Origin of the sequence: Phyllobacterium zundukense (assembly GCF_025452195.1) — a bacterium.
Classification (GTDB): domain Bacteria; phylum Pseudomonadota; class Alphaproteobacteria; order Rhizobiales; family Rhizobiaceae; genus Phyllobacterium; species Phyllobacterium zundukense_A.
Map to the genome: position 1 here is coordinate 401,486 of NZ_CP104973.1, position 23,068 is coordinate 424,553.

Annotated in this window: 17 protein-coding genes and 1 tRNA gene; 9 read left to right on the top strand and 9 right to left on the bottom strand. The window is 56.1% G+C overall.

The features are described 5' to 3' along the window. Nucleotides 1-13 precede the first annotated feature (13 nt). Both N8E88_RS14345 and N8E88_RS14350 read right to left on the bottom strand, forming a co-directional pair. Entirely contained in the window at nt 14-1,186 is a 1,173-nt protein-coding gene (locus N8E88_RS14345; protein WP_262294255.1) for an acyl-CoA dehydrogenase family protein, read from the bottom strand. A 64-nt stretch (nt 1,187-1,250) separates the two neighbouring features. After that, nucleotides 1,251-3,044: an acyl-CoA dehydrogenase C-terminal domain-containing protein gene (locus N8E88_RS14350; protein WP_262294256.1), complete on the bottom strand. Its 1,794-nt coding sequence runs from the start codon at nt 3,042-3,044 to the stop codon at nt 1,251-1,253. 448 nt (nt 3,045-3,492) lie between these two features. On the opposite strand from N8E88_RS14350, the gene N8E88_RS14355 reads away from it, so the two are divergent. From N8E88_RS14355 to N8E88_RS14365, 3 genes are all read left to right on the top strand, one after another. Continuing rightward, nucleotides 3,493-6,798 (top strand): peptidoglycan-binding protein, encoded by a 3,306-nt coding sequence (locus N8E88_RS14355; RefSeq protein WP_262294257.1) that lies wholly within the window; start codon nt 3,493-3,495, stop codon nt 6,796-6,798. Nucleotides 6,799-6,997: 199 nt separating this feature from the next. Beyond that, nucleotides 6,998-7,933 (top strand): sulfite exporter TauE/SafE family protein, encoded by a 936-nt coding sequence (locus N8E88_RS14360; RefSeq protein ID WP_262295726.1) that lies wholly within the window; start codon nt 6,998-7,000, stop codon nt 7,931-7,933. Further along, the gene (locus N8E88_RS14365; RefSeq protein WP_262294258.1) at nt 7,930-8,724 is read left to right on the top strand and encodes a TIGR02186 family protein; all 795 of its coding nucleotides are present in this window, start codon (nt 7,930-7,932) and stop codon (nt 8,722-8,724) included. The genes N8E88_RS14360 and N8E88_RS14365 overlap by 4 nt, the downstream gene beginning before the upstream one ends. Here N8E88_RS14365 and N8E88_RS14370 read toward each other — a convergent pair whose 3' ends face one another. Further along, nucleotides 8,725-9,636, bottom strand: coding sequence for a class I SAM-dependent methyltransferase (locus N8E88_RS14370; RefSeq protein WP_262294259.1), 912 nt, complete (start codon nt 9,634-9,636; stop codon nt 8,725-8,727). It lies immediately after the preceding gene. 3 nt (nt 9,637-9,639) lie between these two features. Continuing rightward, nucleotides 9,640-10,752, bottom strand: a complete 1,113-nt coding sequence (locus N8E88_RS14375) for a hypothetical protein (protein WP_262294260.1) — start codon at nt 10,750-10,752, stop codon at nt 9,640-9,642. 163 nt (nt 10,753-10,915) lie between these two features. Here N8E88_RS14375 and N8E88_RS14380 point away from each other — a divergent pair, with 163 nt between their 5' ends. Continuing rightward, nucleotides 10,916-11,878, top strand: coding sequence for an NAD(P)H-dependent flavin oxidoreductase (locus N8E88_RS14380; RefSeq protein ID WP_262294261.1), 963 nt, complete (start codon nt 10,916-10,918; stop codon nt 11,876-11,878). Nucleotides 11,879-11,910: 32 nt separating this feature from the next. Here N8E88_RS14380 and N8E88_RS14385 read toward each other — a convergent pair whose 3' ends face one another. The 3 genes from N8E88_RS14385 to N8E88_RS14395 all read right to left on the bottom strand — a co-directional run bounded on the left by N8E88_RS14385 (nt 11,911) and on the right by N8E88_RS14395 (nt 15,650). Next, complete coding sequence (locus N8E88_RS14385; RefSeq protein WP_262294262.1) at nt 11,911-12,720, bottom strand: FAD binding domain-containing protein; 810 nt, start codon at nt 12,718-12,720, stop codon at nt 11,911-11,913. Between the two features lie 12 nt (nt 12,721-12,732). Continuing rightward, the gene (locus N8E88_RS14390; RefSeq protein WP_262294263.1) at nt 12,733-15,078 is read right to left on the bottom strand and encodes a xanthine dehydrogenase family protein molybdopterin-binding subunit; all 2,346 of its coding nucleotides are present in this window, start codon (nt 15,076-15,078) and stop codon (nt 12,733-12,735) included. Between the two features lie 83 nt (nt 15,079-15,161). Beyond that, a complete protein-coding gene (locus N8E88_RS14395; protein WP_262294264.1) occupies nt 15,162-15,650 on the bottom strand; it encodes a (2Fe-2S)-binding protein in 489 nt (162 codons plus the stop codon). Between the two features lie 268 nt (nt 15,651-15,918). Here N8E88_RS14395 and N8E88_RS14400 point away from each other — a divergent pair. Beyond that, a tRNA-Thr gene (locus tag N8E88_RS14400) sits at nt 15,919-15,994 on the top strand. A gap of 10 nt (nt 15,995-16,004) precedes the next feature. Here N8E88_RS14400 and N8E88_RS14405 read toward each other — a convergent pair. Further along, a complete protein-coding gene (locus N8E88_RS14405; RefSeq protein WP_262294265.1) occupies nt 16,005-17,525 on the bottom strand; it encodes an MDR family MFS transporter in 1,521 nt (506 codons plus the stop codon). Nucleotides 17,526-17,656: 131 nt separating this feature from the next. Between N8E88_RS14405 and N8E88_RS14410 the strand changes: the two genes are divergently transcribed. The 4 genes from N8E88_RS14410 to N8E88_RS14425 all read left to right on the top strand — a co-directional run bounded on the left by N8E88_RS14410 (nt 17,657) and on the right by N8E88_RS14425 (nt 21,544). Beyond that, the gene (locus N8E88_RS14410; protein ID WP_262294266.1) at nt 17,657-18,160 is read left to right on the top strand and encodes a MarR family winged helix-turn-helix transcriptional regulator; all 504 of its coding nucleotides are present in this window, start codon (nt 17,657-17,659) and stop codon (nt 18,158-18,160) included. A gap of 157 nt (nt 18,161-18,317) precedes the next feature. Continuing rightward, nucleotides 18,318-18,782, top strand: coding sequence for a MarR family winged helix-turn-helix transcriptional regulator (locus N8E88_RS14415; protein WP_114428095.1), 465 nt, complete (start codon nt 18,318-18,320; stop codon nt 18,780-18,782). Continuing rightward, nucleotides 18,775-19,998 carry an HlyD family secretion protein gene (locus N8E88_RS14420; protein ID WP_262294267.1) on the top strand — a complete coding sequence of 408 codons (1,224 nt, stop codon included), beginning with the start codon at nt 18,775-18,777 and terminating at the stop codon, nt 19,996-19,998. Before N8E88_RS14415 ends, N8E88_RS14420 begins: the two co-directional genes overlap by 8 nt. Further along, entirely contained in the window at nt 19,991-21,544 is a 1,554-nt protein-coding gene (locus N8E88_RS14425; RefSeq protein WP_262294268.1) for a DHA2 family efflux MFS transporter permease subunit, read from the top strand. The genes N8E88_RS14420 and N8E88_RS14425 overlap by 8 nt, the downstream gene beginning before the upstream one ends. Nucleotides 21,545-21,552: 8 nt before the next feature. Here the strand turns inward: N8E88_RS14425 and N8E88_RS14430 are convergent, their stop codons facing one another. Continuing rightward, nucleotides 21,553-22,932, bottom strand: a complete 1,380-nt coding sequence (locus N8E88_RS14430) for an FAD-containing oxidoreductase (RefSeq protein WP_262294269.1) — start codon at nt 22,930-22,932, stop codon at nt 21,553-21,555. Nucleotides 22,933-23,068: the final 136 nt, after the last annotated feature.

A 23,068-nucleotide genomic window follows, 5' to 3' on the forward strand; every position in this document is an offset into this window, starting at 1 on the left:
TCGAACCGGCAGCTCAAAGGCTGCGGGCGATCAAAAGCTTCATGATTTCGTTGGTGCCGCCATAAATCCGCTGGACGCGCGCGTCGCGGAACATGCGAGCAATCGGATATTCGTTCATATAGCCGTACCCGCCGTGCAACTGCAGGCATTCATCGACAACCTTGTTCTGCAGGTCGCTGAGCCAGTACTTTGCCATCGAGGCAGTAACTGGATCGAGCCCGCCATTCACATGGCGTTCGACGCAATGATTGTAGAAAACGCGGCCAATCGTGGCCTCTGTCTTGAGCTCGGCAAGCTTGAACTGTGTGTTCTGGAAATCTATGACGGCCTTGCCGAAAGCCTTGCGCTCCTTGACATAGTCCGACGTAATAGCGATGGCACGCTCTGCCATGGCAATAGCCGTTCCGCCAATCTGTAAGCGTTCCTGGGGCAATTGCTGCATCAGCTGGACAAAACCCTGTCCCTCTTCTGTGCCAAGAAGATTGGACGCAGGCACGCGGACATCATTGAAAAAGAGTTCCGACGTGTCGTTCGACTTCAACCCAATCTTGTCGAGGTTACGGCCGCGTTCGAAACCTTGCTGCCCGTCAGTCTCCACGACGAAGAGCGAAGTGCCTTTTGCACCCTGTGCCGGATCGGTCTTGGTAACGACGACGACAAGATTGGCTAGCTGGCCATTGGTGATGAACGTTTTCGATCCATTGATGACATAGTGATTGCCATCCTTCTTCGCGCTGGTCTTGACACCCTGAAGGTCGGAACCCGCACCGGGTTCGGTCATGGCAATGGCGCCGATTAGCTCACCAGTCGCCATTTTCGGCAACCATTTCTGTTTTTGCTCTTCAGACCCATAGTGGAGGATATAGGGAGCAACGATGGAATTGTGCAGTGCTATGCCGAAGCCGTCGACACCGACATGGCTGATGGCTTCAAGAATGGCGCTTTCGTGCGCATAGGTGCCACCTGCCCCACCATATTCTTCCGGCATCGAGGCGCACAAAAGCCCGTTCTCACCGGCAAGCTCCCAGACCGAACGGTCGAACATTTCCTGTTTCTCAAAACGGTCGTAGTGCGGAAGAACCTCGGCCTCGAGAAATTTCGTGGCCATCTCTTCCAGCATCACAACGTCATCGGTCTTCCAGTCGGGCTTTGGAACACCCAATACTTCTTCCGGTCGCAGACCCATCACAAACCTCCCGAGAATAGTAAAGGAGCCGCGAGACCGCGGCTCGAAATGAGCGTGCGGTAGCTTAGAATGCTTCCGCAGCGAGCGCCATCATTGTGTCCGCTCCCGTCTGAATGCGAGCAAGATGCGCCGACGTTTCCGGCATGACACGTTCCATGAAGAACTTGCCAGTGACGAGCTTTGTCTCATGGAAGGACTGGTTGCCGGCACCTTCCGCAAGCTTGGCGTGTGATGCCTTGGCCATCCGCGCCCACATATAGCCGAGCGAAACCAGGCCGAAGAGGTGCATGTAGTCGGTGGAAGCAGCACCTGCATTGTCAGGGTTCGCCATGCCGTTCTGCATCAGCCACATGGATGCCGCCTGCAAGTCATTGAGCCCCTTCTTCAGATGCTTTGTGAAGAAGGCCAGTTTCTCGTCGCCGCGGTTTTCCTCGCAGAAATCGCCCACCTCCTTGAAGAAGGCCATGACAGCACGGCCGCCATTTGCGCCGAGCTTGCGGCCGACGAGGTCCAATGCCTGGATTCCATTGGCGCCCTCATAAATCATGGCGATACGCGCGTCGCGTACATACTGGCTCATGCCATGTTCTTCGATATAGCCGTGACCGCCGAAGACCTGCTGCGCCATGCAGGCGTGCTCGAAGCCTTTGTCGGTAAGGACACCTTTCAACACGGGTGTCATCAGGCCGAGAATGTCATCCGCCAAGTGCTTCTCGGTTTCATCATCCGAGCGATGCGCGATGTCCGACTTCAACGCCGACCAGAGGATGAATGCGCGGCCTGCTTCATTGAAAGATTTGATCGTCAGCAGAATTCGGCGGATGTCAGGGTGGACGATGATCGGATCAGCTTTCTTATTTGGCTCTTTCGGTCCCGTCAGTGCACGGCCCTGGATACGGTCGCGCGCATAGATGGCAGCGTTCTGGTAGGCAATCTCGCCGATGGACAGACCCTGCAGTGCAACGCCCAGGCGCGCCTCGTTCATCATTGTGAACATAGCGCGCAGACCCTTGTTCTCGCCCCCAATTAGATAGCCCGTCGCTTCGTCATAATTCATGACGCAGGTCGAGTTGCCGTGGATACCCATTTTCTCTTCGATAGAGCCGCACGATACTCCATTGCGCGTTCCGGGATTGCCGTTCTCGTCGAGATTGAACTTGGGTACGATAAACAGCGAAATACCCTTGGTTCCTTCCGGTGCACCTTCGATACGGGCGAGAACCAGATGAATGATGTTCTCGGCCATGTCGTGCTCGCCGGCAGAGATGAAAATCTTCTGCCCGGAAATCCGGTAGGAACCGTCGGCGTTCGGCACAGCCTTGCTGCGCAACAGACCGAGATCGGTGCCGCAATGCGGTTCGGTGAGGTTCATGGTGCCTGTCCACGTACCATCAGTCATTTTAGGCAGATAGGTTTTTTTCTGGCCGTCGGTGCCGTGCGTGAGAATGGCCGCAATCGCGCCCTGCGTCAGGCCGGGATACATGACCAGTGCCATGTTCGCGGAAGCCATATATTCACCCGCTGCCACATGTAGCGCGTATGGCAGACCCTGACCTCCGAATTCCTGCGGTACGGCTAGGCCAACCCAACCACCTTCGCGATACTGATCGAACGCTTGTTTGTAGCCCGTGGGCGTCGTTACCGAACCGTCGTCATGACGTACGCAGCCTTCCTGATCACCTATCTGGTTAACTGGGAACAGTGTGTTCTCGGCCAGCTTTGCGCCTTCACTGAGGATAGCTTCGACAATATCCGGTGACGCGTCGCCAAACCCTTGCAAATTACCGTAGCGTTCAAAACCCAAAACATCGTTCAAGATAAACAGCGTGTCTTCAACAGGCGCGCGATAGCTTGGCATCAGACTTCCTCCAAAACAAAGCAAAAACGGCACGCAAATTATGGCGCCGTTGAGATGTTGCTAAACCTAACAAATTTTGACGTTTGCGTAAACGTCAAAATTGCAATGCAATCGTTTTTTAACGGTGCATTTAGGCAAAGCACCCACCCACTTTGAATGTTACAGCACTTTTTCGAGAGCAATCCCGCTCTGGATTGAGCTGACCAAACGCTTTTTTTAACCAATCCAGCCAGGGTCTTAACCAGTTGTTTACCACGTTTCGCCAATGTCACGATGACGGTGAACCGTGTCTATGTGTGATTTGTTCTTCACGGCTTGTCGGATCGCATGGGGCGCACGCCCTGGCTCTCCGGTTTGGCCCCAACGCGCACAGCGCTATTGGCCGTTTCCTCAGAGCGATGGTTTTTCACCCGCCACTGTGTGGCGTCAACTTGAGCAGCAGACGTCCATGACGAACCAGAGGTCACTAATGGAACAGGTCAATGTGAATCGCGCACGTCGTGATGCGACGTCGCTCGACAGTCTCAACCGTACACTTGAGGATCTCGAGAGTCAGTTGCGCGGTGCATTGGAGCCAAAAAAGGAAGCTTTTCGGGAAAATGAGGATATTGCCGACCGGTTTGCTGCGCTCGCCTCGCGTGCCGGGCAATTGGCCACGCCCCGTTACGTTGCAACATCCCAGGCCCCTGTTTCACAAAAGTACGACCTCTCGGCAATTGCCGCTCAACTCAAACAGCTCCGGGAGGAGATGGAGGGCGAGATCAAAGCGCCCGTCGAATCTGCCGAACCGCACAACGAAACGATTGGCAGACTCAGCCAGTCAACCGCTTCAAGTGATCGCCTGTTCAACCGAGCTTCTGCAAGCCAGTACGAGACGGGTCACCTTTCCATGCTGCGCGGGGACCTCGATGAATTGAAACGTACCGTAAATACGTTGGCCCGCGAAGAGTCGGTACAGAACCTTGGCAATCGGTGGGATACAATCGATGAACGATTCGATGCCTTCGTAGAACGCAACCGCTCGACTGTTGGAAATGGCGCCTCGCTGCCTTCCAAACATATGCAGCAGATCGATGAGCGGCTTGACGAGATCAGCCGCGCCATCGTGGCTACCTCGCAACCAGCCTCCGGCCAATCAATCGAAGCCCATGCTTTCGAACGGATGGAAGCGCGCATTGCCGCGTTGGCGTTGCCCGACCGCACCGCGGATACAATCCTCAAGCGAATGGGCGAGCTTGCCGAACGTGTCGATCACCTTACGGAGCAGAGCAAAACACCCGCGATCGGCCTCGACATCCTGTCTGAACAGCTTTCGGCAGTAACGCGCCATCTCCAAAACGCACCGGCGGCGATCACCATCTCCGACTTCCGCGACCTGGAAAGCCGTGTTGTGCAGGTCATCGACAAGCTTGAAACCATGCCGCGGCCGGCAGCTGATCCTGCGTTCATCGAAAAGATCGATCAGCGCTTCGAAGAACTAACGCGCCGTCTCGACGACCACCACATGGTGACCGAGAACAGCGACATTCGCTTGACCGACAATATCGAAGCCCGTTTCGAGGACATGGCACGTTACATTGCGCAAAACGTTCCTCAGACCGAGAATACGCACGATGCCATCCGTAGTCTTGAACTGCAGATTGCCGGTTTGGCCCAGCATCTGGCTCAGTCGAATGAACGATACGCAGAAATGTCCGAGATCCCGCCACGCCTCGACGCGATCGAAGAGTCGATGGCGGCAAACCGCGATCTCGTCGTAGAGGCTGCCCGCAACGCTGCGGCTGAGGCCATCCGCAACACTGCTAATTTCGGCAGCGACCATGATAGCACGATCGCCCGCGAACTTGCTGCAGACTTGAAGACTCTGGAAAAACTTTCCCGCAAATCCGAGGAACGCAATAGCAAGACATTCGAGGCAATCCACGATACGTTGCTCAAGATAGTTGACCGTCTTGCCTCGCTCGAAAGCGGGCCGGTTCCCGTCGACAGGCCCCTTGCAGCCCGGATTGACGAAGCAGTCATCCCCGAAGAGCCGGTGATGAAAGCTACACTGGCTTACGATCCCGCCATAGATGTCGGGCCTGCTCTCGATACACCGATCTTCTTGACAAGCCAGGAACCGTCATCGGAAGCAACGCTCTCTGGTGCTGTTGAACAGGAGCCGCGCGAAAAGAAGTCGCTCTTCGGCACCCTTGCCCGCAGCTTGAAGGGACGCAGCAAGCAGGAGATCGAAGCACAGGATTTGCAAATCGATATAGTTGAGGACGCAAAGAAGATAGACGCGAACGTTGATCTGGATTCGAACATTCTCAACCGTCCGCTTGAGCCTGGCTCTGGCATGCCAGACCTGAATTCTATCCTTAAGCGCGTTCGCGACGACCGTCGGGATATGCCACTTTCCAGCAATGTATCGGCAGGCAAGGCGGATTTCATCACTGCCGCCCGCCGCGCTGCTCAAGCAGCAGCCTCGGAAGTCGAGAGCCAGAAACGCGCTCCTGTTTCGGACAGGACTGAAGGTCCAAAGGACAGCCTGCTTACACGCCAGCGGAGGCCGATTCTGCTGGCGATCGGCGCGATTATGATCGCGATCGCAGGTTTGCAATTAAAGAACGCATATCTGAACTATGCGGCCGGACCCGATACGGCATCCATCACCCGGCCCACGTCATCCGAACGGGAGGACGACGTTGCAGCCAAAGCGCAAAAACCTGCCGAGCAGGGAAAGACTCTGGAACTGACATTTCCGGCCGAGAACAGCACACCAAAGGAACTCGCCGCCTCACAGCCGGCACTCGATAGTGTGGAAGCGGTTATCGCCACGCAGCAGGCGACGCCATCCACCATCGATGCCACACCAATTACGCCGGCCGTTGATACCCAATCGGCCGCAGCTATTCCAGCCATTCCGACTGAGGCTGGCCCCCAACCGCTGCGCGATGCGGCAGCAAAAGGCGACAGCAAGGCGCTATTCGAAATCGGCAACAATTATATGGACGGGCGCGGTGTCACCAGTGATTTCGTCAAAGCGGCCGAATGGTATAATCTTGCAGCAGACCGCGGCTTTGCGCCGGCACAGTACCGTATCGGTAACTTCTACGAGAAGGGCTTGGGCCTTACTCGCGATCTGGCGAAAGCCAAGACCTATTACCACCTTGCCGCCGAACAAGGCAACGCGAGCGCCATGCACAACCTCGCTGTCCTCTGTGCCGCCGGAGCCGATGGTGCAGCCCCGGACAACGAAGCCGCAGCGCGTTGGTTTACCAAAGCAGCGGAACTCGGTGTCAAGGACAGCCAGTTCAATCTTGGCATTCTTTCAGCCAAGGGTGTCGGCATTCCACAGAACCTGGAAGAGAGCTTTAAATGGTTCGCCATTGCGGCCAATGCCGGTGACAAGGACGCTGCTCAGAAGCGGGACGATGTGGCCAAAATCATGTCTCCCGAGCAGCTGGAGCGCGCAAAGGCTGCCACCGAGCTTTGGAAGCCGAGACAGCTGAATCCCGGCGCCAACACCCTTGACGTGCCCGCGGATTGGCGGGAAAGCCCAACGACGACCGGTTCGATCGACATGGGAAAAGCCATCCGCAACGTTCAGCTCATCCTCAACAAGCACGGCTACGATGCGGGCGGGTCTGACGGTAAAATAGGCTCCAAAACACGGGACGCGATCATGGCATTCCAGAAGGACAACGGGCTCAAGCCGACTGGTAATATCGACAAGGATCTGGTTCGCAATTTGCTCAGAAAGAACGGCTGAAGCCAAAGAGATAAATTCCCCTAGAAACCATTGGAACAATGCCATTGCGACACATGGCTTCGCGTATGAACCGCGATGCGCGGCGCCGCTCGGTCAAAATTTGACTTGAGCTCGGCAAGCGGGCAAGAAACCTTAAAGAATTACTGTCATTGTGCTGTTACTACGGTGTCCTGACACCACAATGGGTTTGGGGTTCGCATTGGGTATTTACCTGCCTATCGCCGAGATTTCGGTCAATGTCTTCGTGCTCTTTTTTATGGGCGCGGCGGTAGGGTTTTTGTCGGGTATGTTTGGTGTTGGCGGCGGATTCTTGATAACGCCGCTTCTCATCTTTTATAATATTCCACCGGCGGTTGCGGTCGCCACGGGCGCAAATCAGGTCATTGCTTCGTCGTTCAGCGGTGCTCTTACTCATTTCAAGCGTGGCACACTCGACGTCAAGCTAGGTTCGTTGCTGGTTGTAGGCGGCATCGCCGGTGCTGCCGTCGGTATTTATGTCTTTGTTCTGTTGCGCGAACTCGGCCAGCTCGATCTCATAGTGTCGCTTCTCTACGTCGTCTTTCTCAGCACTGTTGGCGGCCTGATGTTGTATGAGAGCCTTCAGGCCATGCGAAGGACGAGAGCTGGCCAGCTCTCCAATCTGAAGAAGCCGGGCCAGCACAATTGGGTACACCGGCTGCCCTTCAAGATGCGGTTCCGCGCCTCGAAGATCTATGTGAGTATCATCCCGGTTTTGGTGCTCGGCGGAGCCATAGGGTTTCTCTCGTCGATCATGGGTGTCGGCGGTGGCTTTATCATGGTTCCCGCGATGATCTACCTTCTGAAGGTGCCGACAAACGTGGTGATTGGTACGTCCCTCTACCAGATCGTTTTCGTCACAGCCTTCACCACCGTCATGCAGGCAACGACCAATCAATCAGTCGATATAGTACTGGCGATGCTTTTGATGACAGGAGGGGTGATCGGCGCCCAGTATGGCGCTCGCATCGGTCAGAAATTGCGCGGCGAACAATTGCGTGCGCTGCTTGCCATGCTCGTTCTGGCCGTTGGTCTACGCCTCGCGATCGAACTCTTTGTGACACCCGATGACGTTTATTCGATCAGCATTGCGCTGGCCACAAGGGTGGTGCCATGAACGCGCCGGCCGCCGCCCTAATTCTGTTCATTGCACTCACGGCGGGTCAACACGCTCGCGCACAGCAATTGCCTGGCAATAAGGAAACCGTTGAAATCGGCCTCTCCACCGATACCATCGCAATCACGTCCGGTTTCCGAGGCACAGACCTGACGGTTTTCGGCGCGCTCGACAATGCCGACCCGCTGATCCAGCGGCAAGGCCGTTATGACATCGTCGTCGTTCTGGAAGGTCCTGAGCGGGATTTCGTCGTGCGACGCAAGGACAGATTTTTTGGCATTTGGGTCAATGCGGAATCCGTGTCATTCCAACACATTCCGGCGTCCTATTCCCTCGCATCAACCCGCAATCTCCAGGATATAGCAACGCCGAAAATATTCGGCCAGCTTAGCCTGGGGGTCAACAATATTTACTACGAGCCAATGCCTGATAGTTTCGGATCGAGCGGATCCCTCAAGGAGTTCACCAAGGAATTGCCCCGGCTGAAGCTCAAACAGCGTCTCTACAATCAACGCCCTGGCGACGTGCAGTTCCTGTCATCCACGTTGTTCCGTGCAACCCTCTCGTTGCCCGCAAACGTACCTGTAGGCAAACATGTTGCGCGCGCATATCTGTTTCGCAATGGTGAATTTTTGCGTGAAAGCTCGACGAGCCTCAACATTGTCAAAGCGGGTCTCGAGTTCCGGATCTACCGCGCCGCCAACCAATACAGCCTGCTTTACGGTCTTTTCGCCGTGTTCCTTGCCGTTGTGACCGGTTGGATGGGACGGCTGGTTTTCCGCAAAGATTAGTCAGACACGTTTCGCTACGACAATGAGCCCTTGCAGGGATTCGCCCCGGTCAAGGCGGATGGTTTCCCGCTGCAAACTTATTAAGGTCATGGAATTCTCGGCCAACACCCGCCGGACGTAGTTTTCGGAATGGGTGAAACGTAGCGATGGCTGCAGGATCAAATCGACGTCGCTCGAATGGTTCTCAACGGAAAATGCCAACAACCCGTCCGGGGCTAAGGCGCTGGCGATATTGTTGAAGGCACGGTGAAGATCACCGACGTAGACGAAGACATCTGCCGCAATGACGAGATCGGCGCTTTGGGCAGGTGTATCGAGTTCGTTGACATCGCCCTTGATAAGAGTGTCATAGACCCGTTTTTCGGCAGCCTTTTGCAGCATGGCTTCGGATAGGTCAACGCCGCCCAGTTCATCGGCATCGGCGCGGAAATACGGACCCATGAGGCCGGTACCGCAGCCAAGATCGAGCACGGAGCGGAAGCGCCGTTTCGGGACAGCCACCTTGATGGCGTTCGCCAGCAATTCGGGGACGCGATACTCCAGCCTCTCCAAAAGCGCTGCTTCAAAGGTTGGCGCATAAGCGTCAAATAGGGTTTCGACATAGGCTGTCGGCGGCGTTTCCGGTACGGCAGCGTGGCCGGTTGCTGCTAGCTTCAATCCCGCGCCAAAGCGATCGTCGGGATCGAGCTGCAGTAATTTGCGCCAAGCTTCGGCCGCTGTATCACGTTGCCCCGCCGCCTCATGCATCTCGCCAAGGCGAAATAGGCCGGCAGTCCAATTGGGGGTTATCTCCAACGCTTGCCGCATGAGATCTGCGGCTGCGCCATGGTCACCGGTTTCGAACAGCATGTCGGCATAGGAGGCACGGCGGTCGGCAATCAGATCGCCAGAATATAGGAACGCGCGCTCCATCTTCTAATTCGCGACCTGGACACGAATCGAGATGATATCAACCGACTTTCCCGCCTGGGTTATATCCGAATTGATCTTTATCGCGCCGCCCGCAGCCGGCTTCTTGTCCGCCGGAAATTCCTTCTGCACCAGATACTCGCTGCTCGCATCGGAAACATCGAAACGCTTGCGTCCGCAATCACCCAGAGCCCCGAAGTCGCAGCTCACGGCCATTTGCGTCCTCACGCCATCCTCGCTCTTGGCTACGATATCGAACACCGTGTTTTTACCGGCGAGCTGTTCGAGAACGCCTTGGCCGACCTGGAAACTAACTTCATCGGCTTCACCGGGTGATTGGATACGCAGATACTTCTCCACCTGGTCGCCACCAATTGTGGCGGTTGCCCGTCCGGTGACAGATACCTGCGTTGTGTCGGACGGATCAAAAATCGTAATCCAGTTACCCTCAGGCGACAACTCGCCTTCCTTCAATGGTTCATGGCTACCGCTTACGGCCGGATTGCTGGTGCTTGGCGGGATACTTGACGGCTTTAGATTGATGATCCCGGAAGCAACAAACCAGAGCAGACCGAGTGCTACGGCCAAGATGGCGAGAATTATAACAAACTTGATCAGGCCGTTCGCTTTCTTGCGTTCCCTGTTTCGCTTTAGCCGTCGGCGCATACGGTCCGGGCGATAGTTCTCGGCGGCAACAGGTCCATCCGATGTCAGTTCCGGAGCGTCAAGTTCAGATTCCGCTCCAACATCGATCGTTGGCTCTATCCTTGTCGCGGATTGCGACAGCACCGGTTCGCGCCTTTCAACAACAGGAGCCGGTACCGGGAGCGTTATCGAACCACTTGTCTGAACTTCTTTTTCGATCCTGGTAATTGAATCTTTTAATCGTTCGCGGCGTTCGTCCCGTTGCTCATCGTCCAACGCCCCGTTTGCCGCAAGCGAACGCTCATGCGCTCCCCAAGCGGATTCGTAAACCTTCTGCCGAATCGCAGGGTTCCCGACGTCGGCCTTGGCCAATGCTTTCCTGATCGCTTGCTCGATCGCTTCCAACTCGACGATTATCCCTTCGATACGGTTCGCATGATTGGCTAGGCATAACGCATCTTGCTGCTTATTCAAGGCTCTCGCGGCGCAATGATGGCCGTTTCGAATTATGACCGCTATTGTTCAACACGCTGCAGCGTCGCTCGATCATAGATCGCTTACGTTTCGCTTGCCCCCGATGCGTCCGGTCTGGTAAAACAACTTACGTTTACGCTAACGTCAAAATTTGGAGATGGACATGGCCTTGCCGGATATTTTGAAGTCGAAGTTGCGAATTCCGGTCGTTGGTGCTCCCCTGTTCATTGTTTCTCATCCGGTGTTGGTGCTAGCACAGTGCACGGCGGGAATTGTCGGCTCTTTTCCTGCTTTGAACGCACGCCCGGCAGAACAGCTTGATGAGTGGCTCGCAGAAATAACGGAAGGCCTCCGCAACCATGACGAGAAAAGCCCGGATTGTCCGGCTGCGCCCTTTGCCGTGAATCAAATTGTGCACCGTTCAAATAAGCGGCTCGAACATGATTTGATGATGTGTGTAAAATACAAAGTTCCCATCGTTATCTCGTCGTTGGGCGCCGTTCCGGAGGTGAACGAGGCAATACACTCGTATGGTGGTATTGTCCTTCATGACATCATCAACAACCGCCACGCGAATTCAGCTATTCGCAAAGGCGCGGACGGGTTGATAGCGGTCGCGGCAGGTGCGGGCGGCCATGCGGGACTGCTCTCGCCTTTCGCGCTTGTCCAGGAAATCCGTGAGTGGTTCGATGGGCCTTTGCTGCTGTCGGGTGCCATCGCGACGGGCCGCGCGATTCTGGCGGCGCAGGCCATGGGTGCCGACCTCGCCTATATCGGCTCGCCCTTCATCTCCACCACAGAAGCGCGCGCTGGCGATGACTACAAAAAGATGATCGTCGACTCCAATTCTTCCGATATCGTCTATTCAAATTACTTTACCGGGATCCACGGAAATTATCTGAAGCCATCGATAGCCAAGGCCGGAATGGACCCTGATCATTTGCCAGAGGCTGACCCGTCAAAAATGGACTTCGAAGCAGCGACGACCGGTGCCAAGGCCTGGAAAGATATATGGGGCTGCGGTCAAGGCATTGCGGCCGTTAAAGAAATCGCTCCCGCAAGCAACCTCGTTGCCCGCCTTGAACAGGAGTATCACGCGGCGAAGGCGGCGCTTTGCGCCGCGTAATGGCACTCTCGCTGCACCGAGAAACGTCTGTCTCACATCGGTCTGTTGGCGATCTCGGCAACAGCGCGTTTTGCCATGACTTTGACCAGATTGGCGCGATAGTCGGCAGAGGCATGCATGTCGGAAAGGAGGGCGTCCGAATCTACGGCGATGCTATCCAGCGCTGAAGGATTAAAGTTTCCGGCAAGTGCTGTCTCCGCATCCTTGAGACGAAAAACGCCGCCCTCGCCCGCGCCGGTTACCGCAACACGGATATTGTCACCCGATTTGGCAACGAAAACACCCGCCATTGCATAGAGCGAGGCCGGATTTGGGAATTTTTTGTAGGCGGCTCTGTCCGGCGCAACGAATTCGACGGCCACAATAATCTCGTTTGACTCAAGCGCTGTTTCGAAAAGGCCGATAAAAAAGTCCGACGCGAGCAAAGAGCGTTGGCTGGTGATTACCGTAGCATCAAGCGCCACTAGCGCCGAGGGGTAGTCGGCGGCCGGATCGTTGTTGGCGATCGACCCTCCAATCGTCCCCATGTTTCGCACCTGGGGATCACCAATATGGCCAGCAAGACTAGTGATGGCTGGACAAATCTTTGCGAGTTCCTCATTGGTCGAAACATCGTAATGCGTCGTGACCGCACCAATCCGCACCGTGCGGCCATCGACCGTGATACCTTTCAGCGCTTCGATTCTCCTGAGATCTATAAGATCGCTCGGTGATGCCAGACGCTGCTTCATGGTCGGAATCAGGGTCATTCCACCAGCCAGGAATTTGCCGTCTTCGGCTTCACCCATCAGTCTTGCAGCCTCTTCAACTGAAGCAGCGCGATGATACTGTGTCTCATACATGGTGCTTTTCCTTCACTTCGCAGCCTGAATGGCATTCCAAACAGTTTGCGGTGTCGCCGGCATGGTCAGATTGTTGTTGCGGATCGCATCGGTGATTGCATTGATGACGGCCGGCGGCGAGCCGATTGCACCTGCTTCTCCGCAACCCTTGATTCCGAGTGGATTGGATGGGCACGGCGTTTCGGTCGTCATAACGTCGAAGGACGGCAAATTTTGCGCGCGCGGCATGGTGTAGTCCATGAAGCTGGCAGTCAGCAATTGTCCGGTATCGTCATAATGCGTGCCTTCCAGCAGTGCTTGGCCGATGCCCTGGGCCAGTCCGCCATGAACCTGCCCTTCGACGATCATCGGGTTGATGATCTTGCCGAAATCGTCTGCGGCGACGAACTGGATGATCTCGGTCACGCCTGTTTCGGGATCGACTTCCACTTCGCAGATATGGCAGCCGCCAGGGAATGTGAAGTTGGATGGATCGTAGAATGCACCCTCTTTCAATCCAGGCTCCATGCCGGAAGGAAGATTATGGGCGGTATAGGCCGCAAGCGCCACCTGGAACCATGGCAGCGACTTGTCTGTGCCGGCGACCCTGACATCACCATCCTTGATCTCGATATCGGCTTCATCTGCTTCGAGGAGATGTGCTGCAATTTTCTTTGCCTTGGCCTCCACCTTGTCCAAAGCCTTGACGACGGCCGACATTCCGACCGCGCCGGAACGCGAACCATAGGTCCCCATCCCCATTTGTACCTTGTCAGTATCTCCATGAACGATGGATACGCTGTCGATCGGAACACCGAAACGCTCGGTGGCCAATTGGGCAAACGTCGTCTCGTGTCCTTGGCCATGAGAATGGGAGCCAGTCAGAATTTCAATCGTGCCAATCGCGTTGACCCTGACCTCCGCGCTCTCCCACAATCCCACGCCCGCCCCAAGAGAGCCGACCGCTGCAGAAGGTGCAATGCCGCAGGCTTCGATGTAGCAACTCAATCCGATACCGCGCAGTTTGCCTCGCTTGGCGGCCTCTCCACGGCGCTTCTCGAAGCCGGCATAGTCGGCAGCCTTCAGCGCGGCATCCAGGGTAGCGTCGAAATCGCCCGCGTCATAGTTCATGATTACCGGCGTCTGGTGGGGGAAAACACGGACAAAGTTTTTCCGCCGAAGCTCTGCAGGGGAGACTTTCAATTCGCGCGCTGCGGTTTCCATGATGCGCTCGAGCACATAACTGGCTTCCGGACGCCCGGCCCCGCGGTAGGCGTCGACCGGCGCCGTGTTGGTATATACAGCTTTCACGTTGGCGTGGATTGCCGGAATATCATATTGGCCGGAGAGAAGCGTCGCATAGAGATAGGTCGGTACGGAGCTAGAGAATAGCGACATGTAGGCGCCGAGATTGGCAATTGTCTGCACCTTGAGACCAAGGATCTTGTTGTCCTTGTCAAAGGCAAGTTCCGCATGGGTGATATGGTCGCGACCATGCGCATCGGCCAGAAAACTTTCGGTCCGGTCGGCTACCCATTTGACTGGAACGCCGGTCTTTTTTGATGCCCAGAGGCAGATGAGTTCTTCAGGATAAATGAAGATTTTTGATCCGAAGCCGCCGCCAACGTCCGGGGCAATGACGCGCAGCTTGTTTTCCGGCGCGACATTGTAAAACGCGCTTAGCACCAAGCGCGCGACATGGGGATTTTGAGACGTCGTCCAGCACGTGTAGTGATCTTCTCCAGCGTCGTAGACACCGAGCGTGGCACGCGGTTCGATCGCATTGGGAACAAGGCGGCCATTGACAATATCCATCTTGGTGACATGAGCAGCGCCTGCGAAAGCATCATTCGTGGCCTTTTCATCCCCGATGTCCCAGTCAAAAATCAGATTGCCGGGCGCTTCGGGATGAAGTTGCGGGGCACCGTCGGTGAGGGCTTCGGCAGTCTTCACAACGACCGGAAGCTCCTCGTATGACACGTCGACTGACTCTGCGGCGTCGCGTGCCTGCCCCTTCGTATCAGCAATCACGATAACGACTGCATCGCCCACATAACGCACCGTGTCGGTGGCAAGCGGCGACCAGGCGCCCATCTTCATGGGCGTTCCATCTTTGGAATGGATCATCCAGCCGCAGATGAGATTGCCGATCCCATCCGCTTTCAACTCCGCGCCGGTCAAAACGCCAATGACACCAGGCATCTTCTTGGCCGTTTCAACATCGATCCCGGTGATTTTCGCGTGAGCATGGGGGCTGCGCACGAAGGCAGCATGCTTCATGCCCGGTACGGACATATCGTCTGTATAGCGGCCCTTGCCAGTAATAAATCTTTTGTCTTCCTTGCGGAGAACTCGTGCTCCAATACCTTCAACACCCATGGCTATGTCTCCCTGTCGCGAGCGCGTTTGCCTGGAAAAAGTTGACCTTCAAGGCACCGGCTGCGGAACTGAAAATCAAATGATCAGGCAGCCTTGACGGTGCCCTTGCCCATTTTGTCCGATGCGTCGAGAACCGCCTTGACGATGTTGTGATAGCCAGTACAGCGGCAAATATTGCCTTCGAGCTCATCCCGCACTGTTGTTTCATCGAGCCCGTTTGGGTGTCGCCGTATCATATCGACCGAAGTCATAATCATGCCAGGCGTGCAGAACCCGCATTGAAGAGCATGATTTTCCCGAAACGCAACCTGAAGCGGATGCAGTTCTCCACTGGAGCCAAGGCCCTCGATCGTCGTTATCGTCGAGCCGGAGGCCTGGGCCGCCAGCATTGTGCACGACTTGATCGCCCTGCCATCAACATGAACGACACATGCACCGCATTGCGAGGTGTCACACCCAACATGAGTCCCAGTTAACCCAAGAGTTTCACGCAGGAAGTGTACAAGCAGTGTGCGGTCTTCGGCCTCGCCTGTGACGGCACGCCCATTTACGAACAGTTCCACTTTGGCCATAGGTTCCTCCCAGAACGTTGACGCAGGTGCCTCTTCCGGGCGTCATGTGGTAGAGAGAAGATTAACCGCTCTTTCGCACTTGTCTATCGTCAAAATAGAAAAATTCTAATTCGGCGATCATGTGACGATCAAGGGTGATTGGTGACCGGCATTTTGACGACACGCACGCATCTCTAGGCTTGCATTTGCAGCACAATGAAGGTATCAGGCGCGACATCCGCCGGCACATCAAGATGGCCGCTTTCAAGGATCGGGAAGTTCTTTTCCTGCCGCATTAGCTCAGTTGGTAGAGCACATCATTCGTAATGATGGGGTCAGGTGTTCGAGTCACCTATGCGGCACCACTTCGCTTAATTATTCAGCTGCATTCGGTTTCACAGCCCCCGCGGCCGGCAGCAGCACTGGTTTGAGCATGAACGCTGCCAGCAATCCAGTGATGGCAAAGCCTGCCGAGGTCAGGAAAAGCGGCGTGAATGCTGCAGCATAGCTATCGGCAACTGCTTGTCGTGCCACCTCTGGCAACGCACCCAGCATTTTCGGTGTCAAGTGCTCGATGTTACTGACCCCCGGAATGGTGACGCCGACACGGGAAAGATTTGCTGCAACGATAGCGCCATAGATGGAAATGGCGATAGACGCTCCGCCCATGCGTGAAAGTGTCACCGCCCCTGTCGCTGCCCCGACATCCCGGCTGTCTGCTGCGTTCTGTACACCAATCACCGGAACCTGTTGGCCGAGACCAATGCCAATGCCGTGCATAGCCATCAGGATGCCTATGAGAAACACCGGCGTTCCTGCCTGGACCTGCGTGAACAGCATGAACGCGAGGAAGCTCAAAGAAAGACTTGCTATGGCTTGCGGCTTGTAACGACCCGTAGTCGAGATCAGCCTCCCTCCCAGCAGAGATCCACAAACGATACCTCCGGTCAAAAGGATGAAAAAAACGCCCGCCTGTGAGGGCGACAGACCCGTTGTAGTCTGGAGGAAAAGTGCGAAATAATTGACCATACCGATAGCGATCGCACCGCTAGTGATCGAGATCACAAGTAGCAGTGAGAATGTCGGATTCCGGAAAAGTGTTGGCGGGACGATGGGCTCCACTGCGCGACGTTCAACGAACACCCAACTTGTGGCGCACACGATACCGAACGTAATAATACTAACACTCTGGATCGATATTATCGAACCGAACAGCTCTGAGCTGTCGGCAACGAGCACGATACTGCTTGTGGTCAAGGCCAACAATATCGCGCCTGCGTAGTCGATCTTTGGCTTGCGCTCGGGCTTGCGGTAGGGAAGCATCGTGAACAGGCCGGTCAGGACGATGATCCCAACGGGGATGTTAACCAGAAAAATCGATCGCCAGCCGAAAAGATCGCTCATCGTGCCGCCGAGTACGGGACCGATTGCGCCAGAAGCCATAAGGACAAGGCTTGAATAACTCTGATACCGCGCCCGTTCTCGCGGTTCGAACAGATCGGCGTTGATGGAGAAGATCGATACCATGATACCGCCGCCGCCGAGCCCTTGCAGCACCCGCGCAGCGATCAGCGTGTTCATCGACACGGCGAGACCGCACACAGCTGATCCGATGGTGAAGATCGCGATGGCAGTCATCATCACATATTTGCGCCCGAAGAGATCACCCAGCTTGCCGTAAATCGGCATGACAGCGCTCGACGCAAGCAGATATGAGGATCCGATCCAGCCGAAGCGTTCCAGATGGCCGAACTCGCCGACAATTGTCGGTAAGGCAGTCGAGACGATCTGGTTGTCGAGCGTCGCCATGAACATGGCCGAACTCAGGAAAAAGAAGATGATAAGCCGCAGACGGTGGTCCGTCACGAGCGGAGCGGTCGGCGCATGCATGTCCATTGAGCAAGGTATCCGAAGTTGATTGGAGAGATAAGTGTGCTATTAGCATATAATTGTCAACAGCACTGTAATGCTATTTGCATATTTGTATGCCTTGAAGTATCAGTGTGCTCAAAGATATGACAGGTGCCATGACGACACATAAACGTGAAGCCGACAATCAGAGCCACCATGAAGACATCGTGCATATCGGTCAGGTAATGACGCGGATGCGCCTGTTGGTGGGCAGACGCCTGATTGGCCGCCTCGCAGTTCAAAACGTTGCGCCTGGCCTGGAACTCTCGCACCTCGACGTTCTTGACGCCGTAAGACGAGCTGAAACGGCCGGCGAGGTGACAGTTGGTGTGATCGCCGAAATTTTGCGCATCGATCCCTCCCGGGCTAGCCGCATCGTTGCGGAAATGGTCACGCGGGGTGTTCTGCGCCGCAAAGCCTCCCAAGCTGATGCGCGGCGTATCGTGGTTGTTATCACGGCTCTGGGGCGGAAGCTGGTCGCGGAAATCAAGACCCAGAAGCTCGCTATCGTACAGAAAGTCGTCAAAGACTGGCCCCCCGCGGATGTCGAAGCGTTTGCAACGCTCTTTGACAGATTCATCAGCGGATACGAACAGACGTTCCTGCCGCGCAAGGATTGAACCACCTCCGTCGAGCCGATCCGGATTTCTTCACGACATGTTGAAGGCCTTGCGCAGTTTTTTTCTGTCCGAGGCGAGCTGCCGCCTTTAAATCTCCCAGCACCCTTGCTATATGCGTGACTGTTATAAGTATCCTTACGAGTTTAAACATTCCCTCATGGACAATGCACCAACACTGAGCTTTCTGCTGCACGAGGTCGCGCGCCTGTTGCGCAAGCGTTTCGAACAGCGCGCAAAGGATTTGGGCCTTACGCGGTCGCAATGGCAAACGCTGGCATATCTCTCCAAAAACGAGGGAATCCACCAGGCGGGTCTGGCTGAGCTTTTGGAGGTCGAGCCGATCACGTTGGTTCGTATCCTCGACAAGCTTGAGGAGCGCGGCCTGATCGAGCGCCGCAGGCATCCAACTGACCGGCGCATCCGGCTCTTGTTTTCCCGCGAAGAGGCAAGACCCCTTCTCGACGGCATTCGGCGTGTTGCAGACCTTACCCGCTCTGAAGCGCTCGCCGATGTCCCGGATGCAGATCGCGAACATCTCATTAGAACACTGACCCTTATGAAGACAAATTTGATCGACGCTTGCCAAACGCCGGTCGAGGACAGAGAGAAAAATCATGGCTGACGGTTCACCTTCTCTGCGGATACCTGCCAATTCGGACGACGCCGTGCGTAATGACGCGGTTATGGAAAAACCCGATACGACCATCGAAACGGCGCCTCCCATACCTGTGGCCAAGGACACGACGGCCCCTGCGCGCGCGCCAGCGGCGCGTACCCGGCGCAGCCTGAAGCGCCCGCTGCTCTTCGGGCTTTTGCCGGTTCTTTTGATCGTTGGCGGCTATTTCTATGCGACTGGCGGTCAGGTCATGTCGACCGACAACGCCTATATCCAAGCCGACATGGTCGGCGTTTCTACCGACGTGTCCGGTATCGTGCAGTCTGTGGATGTCCGGGACAATCAGCAGGTCAAGCAGGGTGATGTGCTGTTCCGTCTCGACGCATCTCCCTACGCGATCGCGCTTGCCGGTGCAAAGGCGCAACTCGGCGTAGTGCGCAATCAAATTCTCAACCTCGAAGCGAGTTACAGGCAATCGTTGGCCGAGATTACCCAGGCCGAAGCCGACATTCCGTTTTTTCAAACGTCGCTGCAGCGCCAGCAGGACCTGAATGCAAGCTCCTTCGCGTCCAGGGCGACCTACGACCAGGCCAAGCACGATCTCGACGCGGCCCAGCAAAAGGTCGACGTCGCCAAGGCAGAAGCTGCGGCAACCCTGGCGCAGCTTGGTGGCAACGCAGATCAACCCGTTGAGCAAAATCCTTCCTATCTGCAGCAGCAATCGGCTGTCGACAATGCCCAGCGCAATCTCGACCACACGGTTGTCCGTGCCCCGTTTGACGGTATCGTCACCAATGTAAGCTCTCTGCAGACCGGCGCGTATCTTCAGGCGTCGCAGGCAGGTTTCAGTCTCGTCTCGACGACGCATATGTGGATCGCTGCGAGCCCGAAAGAGACAGAACTCACCTATGTGCGTCCCGGCCAGACAGTCGCCATTAGCGTCGATACTTATCCAGACGTGAAGTGGAAGGGCACGGTCTCCAGCATCAGCCCGGCTTCCGGCTCCAGTTTTTCGCTGCTGCCTGCCCAGAACACCACAGGCAACTGGGTGAAAGTTGTCCAGCGCATTCCCATGCTCGTCAGTATAGATGACATGGCGGGTAAGCCGCCGCTGCGGGTGGGCATGAGTGTCACTGTGGGTGTCGATACAGGCCATGCCCGGGGCCTCTCATCTTTCATGACAGACGTCGTTGGTCTTTTCGGCAGCAAGGATCATGTCTGATATCATCGCAATTCCCGGCGCTGCACCCGTTGTCGCCAATCGCGGCGCGATAACCGCCTGCGTCATCCTTGCGGTGATCATGCAGGCGCTCGACACAACGATCGCCAATGTGGCGCTGCCCTACATTCAGGGCAGTGTCTCGGCGAGCGCTGATCAGATCAACTGGGTTCTCACCTCCTATATCGTCGCCGCCGCCATCATGACGCCGCCGTCGGGCTTTCTTGCCGCCCGCTTCGGCCGAAAGAACGTCCTCCTGACCGCAATTGTCGGTTTCGTGGCCGCGTCGGTTCTTTGCGGTCTCGCCCAGTCCTTGCCGCAGATCGTGGTCTTCCGGCTGATGCAAGGTCTTTTCGGCGCATCGCTCGTGCCCTTGTCACAGGGTATTCTGCTCGACATCTATTCGGTGGAAGACCGCGGCAGGGCCATGGCGCTTTTCGGCGTATCGGTAATGGTCGGCCCTGTACTCGGACCGGTCATCGGTGGCTGGCTCACCGACCATATCAGCTGGCGTTGGGTATTCTATATCAACGTGCCCATCGGCATGCTTGCGTTCTTCGGTATCGTGGCCTTCGTTTCCGAAACAACGAAAGAGGTGAGCGCAAAACTCGACTGGTTCGGCTTCGGAACGCTGAGCCTTGCCATCGCAACGCTGCAGCTCTTCCTCGACCGCGGCGAACAGCTCGACTGGTTCTCTTCCGCTGAAATCCAGATAGAGGCGTTGATCTGCGCCGGTGCCTTCTATCTCTTTCTTGTGCACACGTTTACGGCGAAGAAATCCTTCGTCAATCCACGGCTCTTCCTCGACCGCAACTTTTCGGTCAGCATGTTCTTCATCTTCGTCATAGGCGTTACATACCTCGCCTCGCTCGCCTTGATGACGCCCTATCTGCAGACGCTGATGGGCTATCCCGTCGTCACTGCCGGTATCGTCATGGGGCCACGCGGCGTCGGTACAATGGTCTGCATGTTTATAGTCGGCAGACTGATCGGCAAGGTCGATACGCGCCTTTTGCTGGTCCTCGGCTTCAGCCTGACCGCATGGGCCATGTATGACATGACCGGCTGGACGCCCGACGTGTCGCAGTGGACCATCATCTATGTGGGCTTCATCCAGGGCGCCGGCCTCGGCTTCCTTTTCGTGCCGCTTACGACCATCGCCTTTGCCACCCTCCCCGCACCGATGCGCGGCGAAGGGACCGGCCTCTACAATCTCTCGCGCAATATCGGCTCGAGCGTCGGCATCGCTGTCGTCACCGCGCTTATCACTGAGAATGTGCAAAGCAATCATTCGTCGATCGCCGCCTATGTCACGCCGTTCAACCATGCATTCAACGCGCCGGCGGTAATGCAGCATCTCGACCCGATGAAGGCCGCAGGTCGTGCTGCGCTGGACGGAATGATCACAACGCAGGCGACAATTATCGCCTACATGGACGATTTCAAGCTGTTGATGATCATGTCGCTGGTCTCGATCCCGCTGGTCATGTTGCTGCGCAAGCCTGCGTCAAATGCCGCCCCAGCCGATCACGCGGCCGTTATGGAATAGTTTGCAGGTCATTTTGATTCCTTGAGGTCTCCGAGCAGCGTTGGAATTAGCTCAGAGACCGTAGGATGTATCGGTACCGCCCATTTCAATTGAGGATAGGTCGCATCCACATTCATGACATCGAGAATACCGTGGATCGCCTCATCGCCGCCCGTCCCGAGTATGGCGGCACCGAGTACCTTTTTCGTCTGTGCGTCCACCACGACCTTCATGAAGCCTTGCGTCTCATCCTTTTCCACAGCGCGGCCGACACGGCTCATCGGCCTCTTGGAAGTCAGCAAAGGCCTCCCGCTCTTGCGCGCCTGCGCTTCGGTCAGGCCTACCCGGCCGAGCGGCGGATCGATATAGAGCGCATAGCCGAGGATACGATCGGTCACTTTGCGGTTCTCTCCGTCAAGGAGATTTGCCGCAACGATCTCGAAATCATTATAGGCCGTGTGAGTGAAGGCGCCACGCCCGTTGCAATCGCCAATTGCCCAGATGCCAGGAACGTTTGTCTCCAGCTGATCATCAACTTTGATGTATCCACGCTCATCAAGTTCTATACCTGCCTTGTCGGCACCAAGATCGTCGGTGTTGGGCCGCCGACCGATTGCCAGCAACACATGTGAGCCGACAACCGTTGGTGAACCGGCTGTGCAATCGACACCGACCTCCGCACCCTCGGCGTGAGGTTTAAACGATATGCATTCCGCATTAAGGCGAACCGCAATTCCCTCGCCCTCCAGAATGTCCTTGATCGCTTCGGATACATCCTCGTCCTCGCGTGAAATCAGCCTTGGACCTTTCTCGACAATGGTCACGTCCGCGCCAAACCGGCGATACATTTGCGCAAATTCGAGGCCAATATAGCTGCCGCCAACGACAACCAGGTGCTTGGGTACCTCATCGAGACCGAGAATGGATGTGTTCGTGAGAAATTCTACGTCTCCGATGCCGGGCATGTCCGGCACATTGGCGCGGCCACCAAGATTGAGGAAAATTCGGGGTGCGGTGAAGGCCGCGCCATCGATATCGATTTCACTTGCTCCGGTGAAGCGGGCATGACCCTGAACAACCGTGCAGCCGTCCATGCCGCGCAAGAACTTCTCGACTCCTGTGCGGGCATTGAACGAAACGGTGTCGGCGCGCTGCTTGACCCGCTTCATGTTGATTTGGACAGACCCATCCGTCTCGATGCCAAAATCGGCACCACGTCGGGCAAGGTGTGCTGCATAGGCACTCGCGACCAGCGTCTTCGTCGGCATACATCCTGTGTTGACGCACGTACCTCCGAATAGCTTGCGTTCGACCATGAGCACTTTCATGCCGGCGTTCGTGAGACGACCCGCCAGAGATGGCCCGGCCTGCCCTGCACCGATGATGATCGCGTCGAAAGCTTTGGTCATGCCTGCACCATAGATTAGCAACGACGCCGCGTCACCCTGTGCGCCACGTTCAAAGTAAAGATTGGGTCATCATTTGGAATGCCAGTTGAACGCCGGGTTCAGTCGCCGTTCAGATCGACAACGATATCCTCGGAAA

What these genes read in the sequence shown, in the direction of transcription:
- N8E88_RS14345 (WP_262294255.1), bottom strand. Translation starts at nt 1,186, where the DNA reads ATGGGTCTGCGACCGGAAGAAGTATTGGGTGTTCCAAAGCCCGACTGG.
- N8E88_RS14350 (WP_262294256.1), bottom strand. Translation starts at nt 3,044, where the DNA reads ATGCCAAGCTATCGCGCGCCTGTTGAAGACACGCTGTTTATCTTGAAC.
- N8E88_RS14355 (WP_262294257.1), top strand. Translation starts at nt 3,493, where the DNA reads ATGACGAACCAGAGGTCACTAATGGAACAGGTCAATGTGAATCGCGCA.
- N8E88_RS14365 (WP_262294258.1), top strand. Translation starts at nt 7,930, where the DNA reads ATGAACGCGCCGGCCGCCGCCCTAATTCTGTTCATTGCACTCACGGCG.
- N8E88_RS14370 (WP_262294259.1), bottom strand. Translation starts at nt 9,636, where the DNA reads ATGGAGCGCGCGTTCCTATATTCTGGCGATCTGATTGCCGACCGCCGT.
- N8E88_RS14380 (WP_262294261.1), top strand. Translation starts at nt 10,916, where the DNA reads ATGGCCTTGCCGGATATTTTGAAGTCGAAGTTGCGAATTCCGGTCGTT.
- N8E88_RS14385 (WP_262294262.1), bottom strand. Translation starts at nt 12,720, where the DNA reads ATGTATGAGACACAGTATCATCGCGCTGCTTCAGTTGAAGAGGCTGCA.
- N8E88_RS14390 (WP_262294263.1), bottom strand. Translation starts at nt 15,078, where the DNA reads ATGGGTGTTGAAGGTATTGGAGCACGAGTTCTCCGCAAGGAAGACAAA.
- N8E88_RS14395 (WP_262294264.1), bottom strand. Translation starts at nt 15,650, where the DNA reads ATGGCCAAAGTGGAACTGTTCGTAAATGGGCGTGCCGTCACAGGCGAG.
- N8E88_RS14405 (WP_262294265.1), bottom strand. Translation starts at nt 17,525, where the DNA reads ATGGACATGCATGCGCCGACCGCTCCGCTCGTGACGGACCACCGTCTG.
- N8E88_RS14410 (WP_262294266.1), top strand. Translation starts at nt 17,657, where the DNA reads ATGACGACACATAAACGTGAAGCCGACAATCAGAGCCACCATGAAGAC.
- N8E88_RS14415 (WP_114428095.1), top strand. Translation starts at nt 18,318, where the DNA reads ATGGACAATGCACCAACACTGAGCTTTCTGCTGCACGAGGTCGCGCGC.
- N8E88_RS14420 (WP_262294267.1), top strand. Translation starts at nt 18,775, where the DNA reads ATGGCTGACGGTTCACCTTCTCTGCGGATACCTGCCAATTCGGACGAC.
- N8E88_RS14425 (WP_262294268.1), top strand. Translation starts at nt 19,991, where the DNA reads ATGTCTGATATCATCGCAATTCCCGGCGCTGCACCCGTTGTCGCCAAT.
- N8E88_RS14430 (WP_262294269.1), bottom strand. Translation starts at nt 22,932, where the DNA reads ATGACCAAAGCTTTCGACGCGATCATCATCGGTGCAGGGCAGGCCGGG.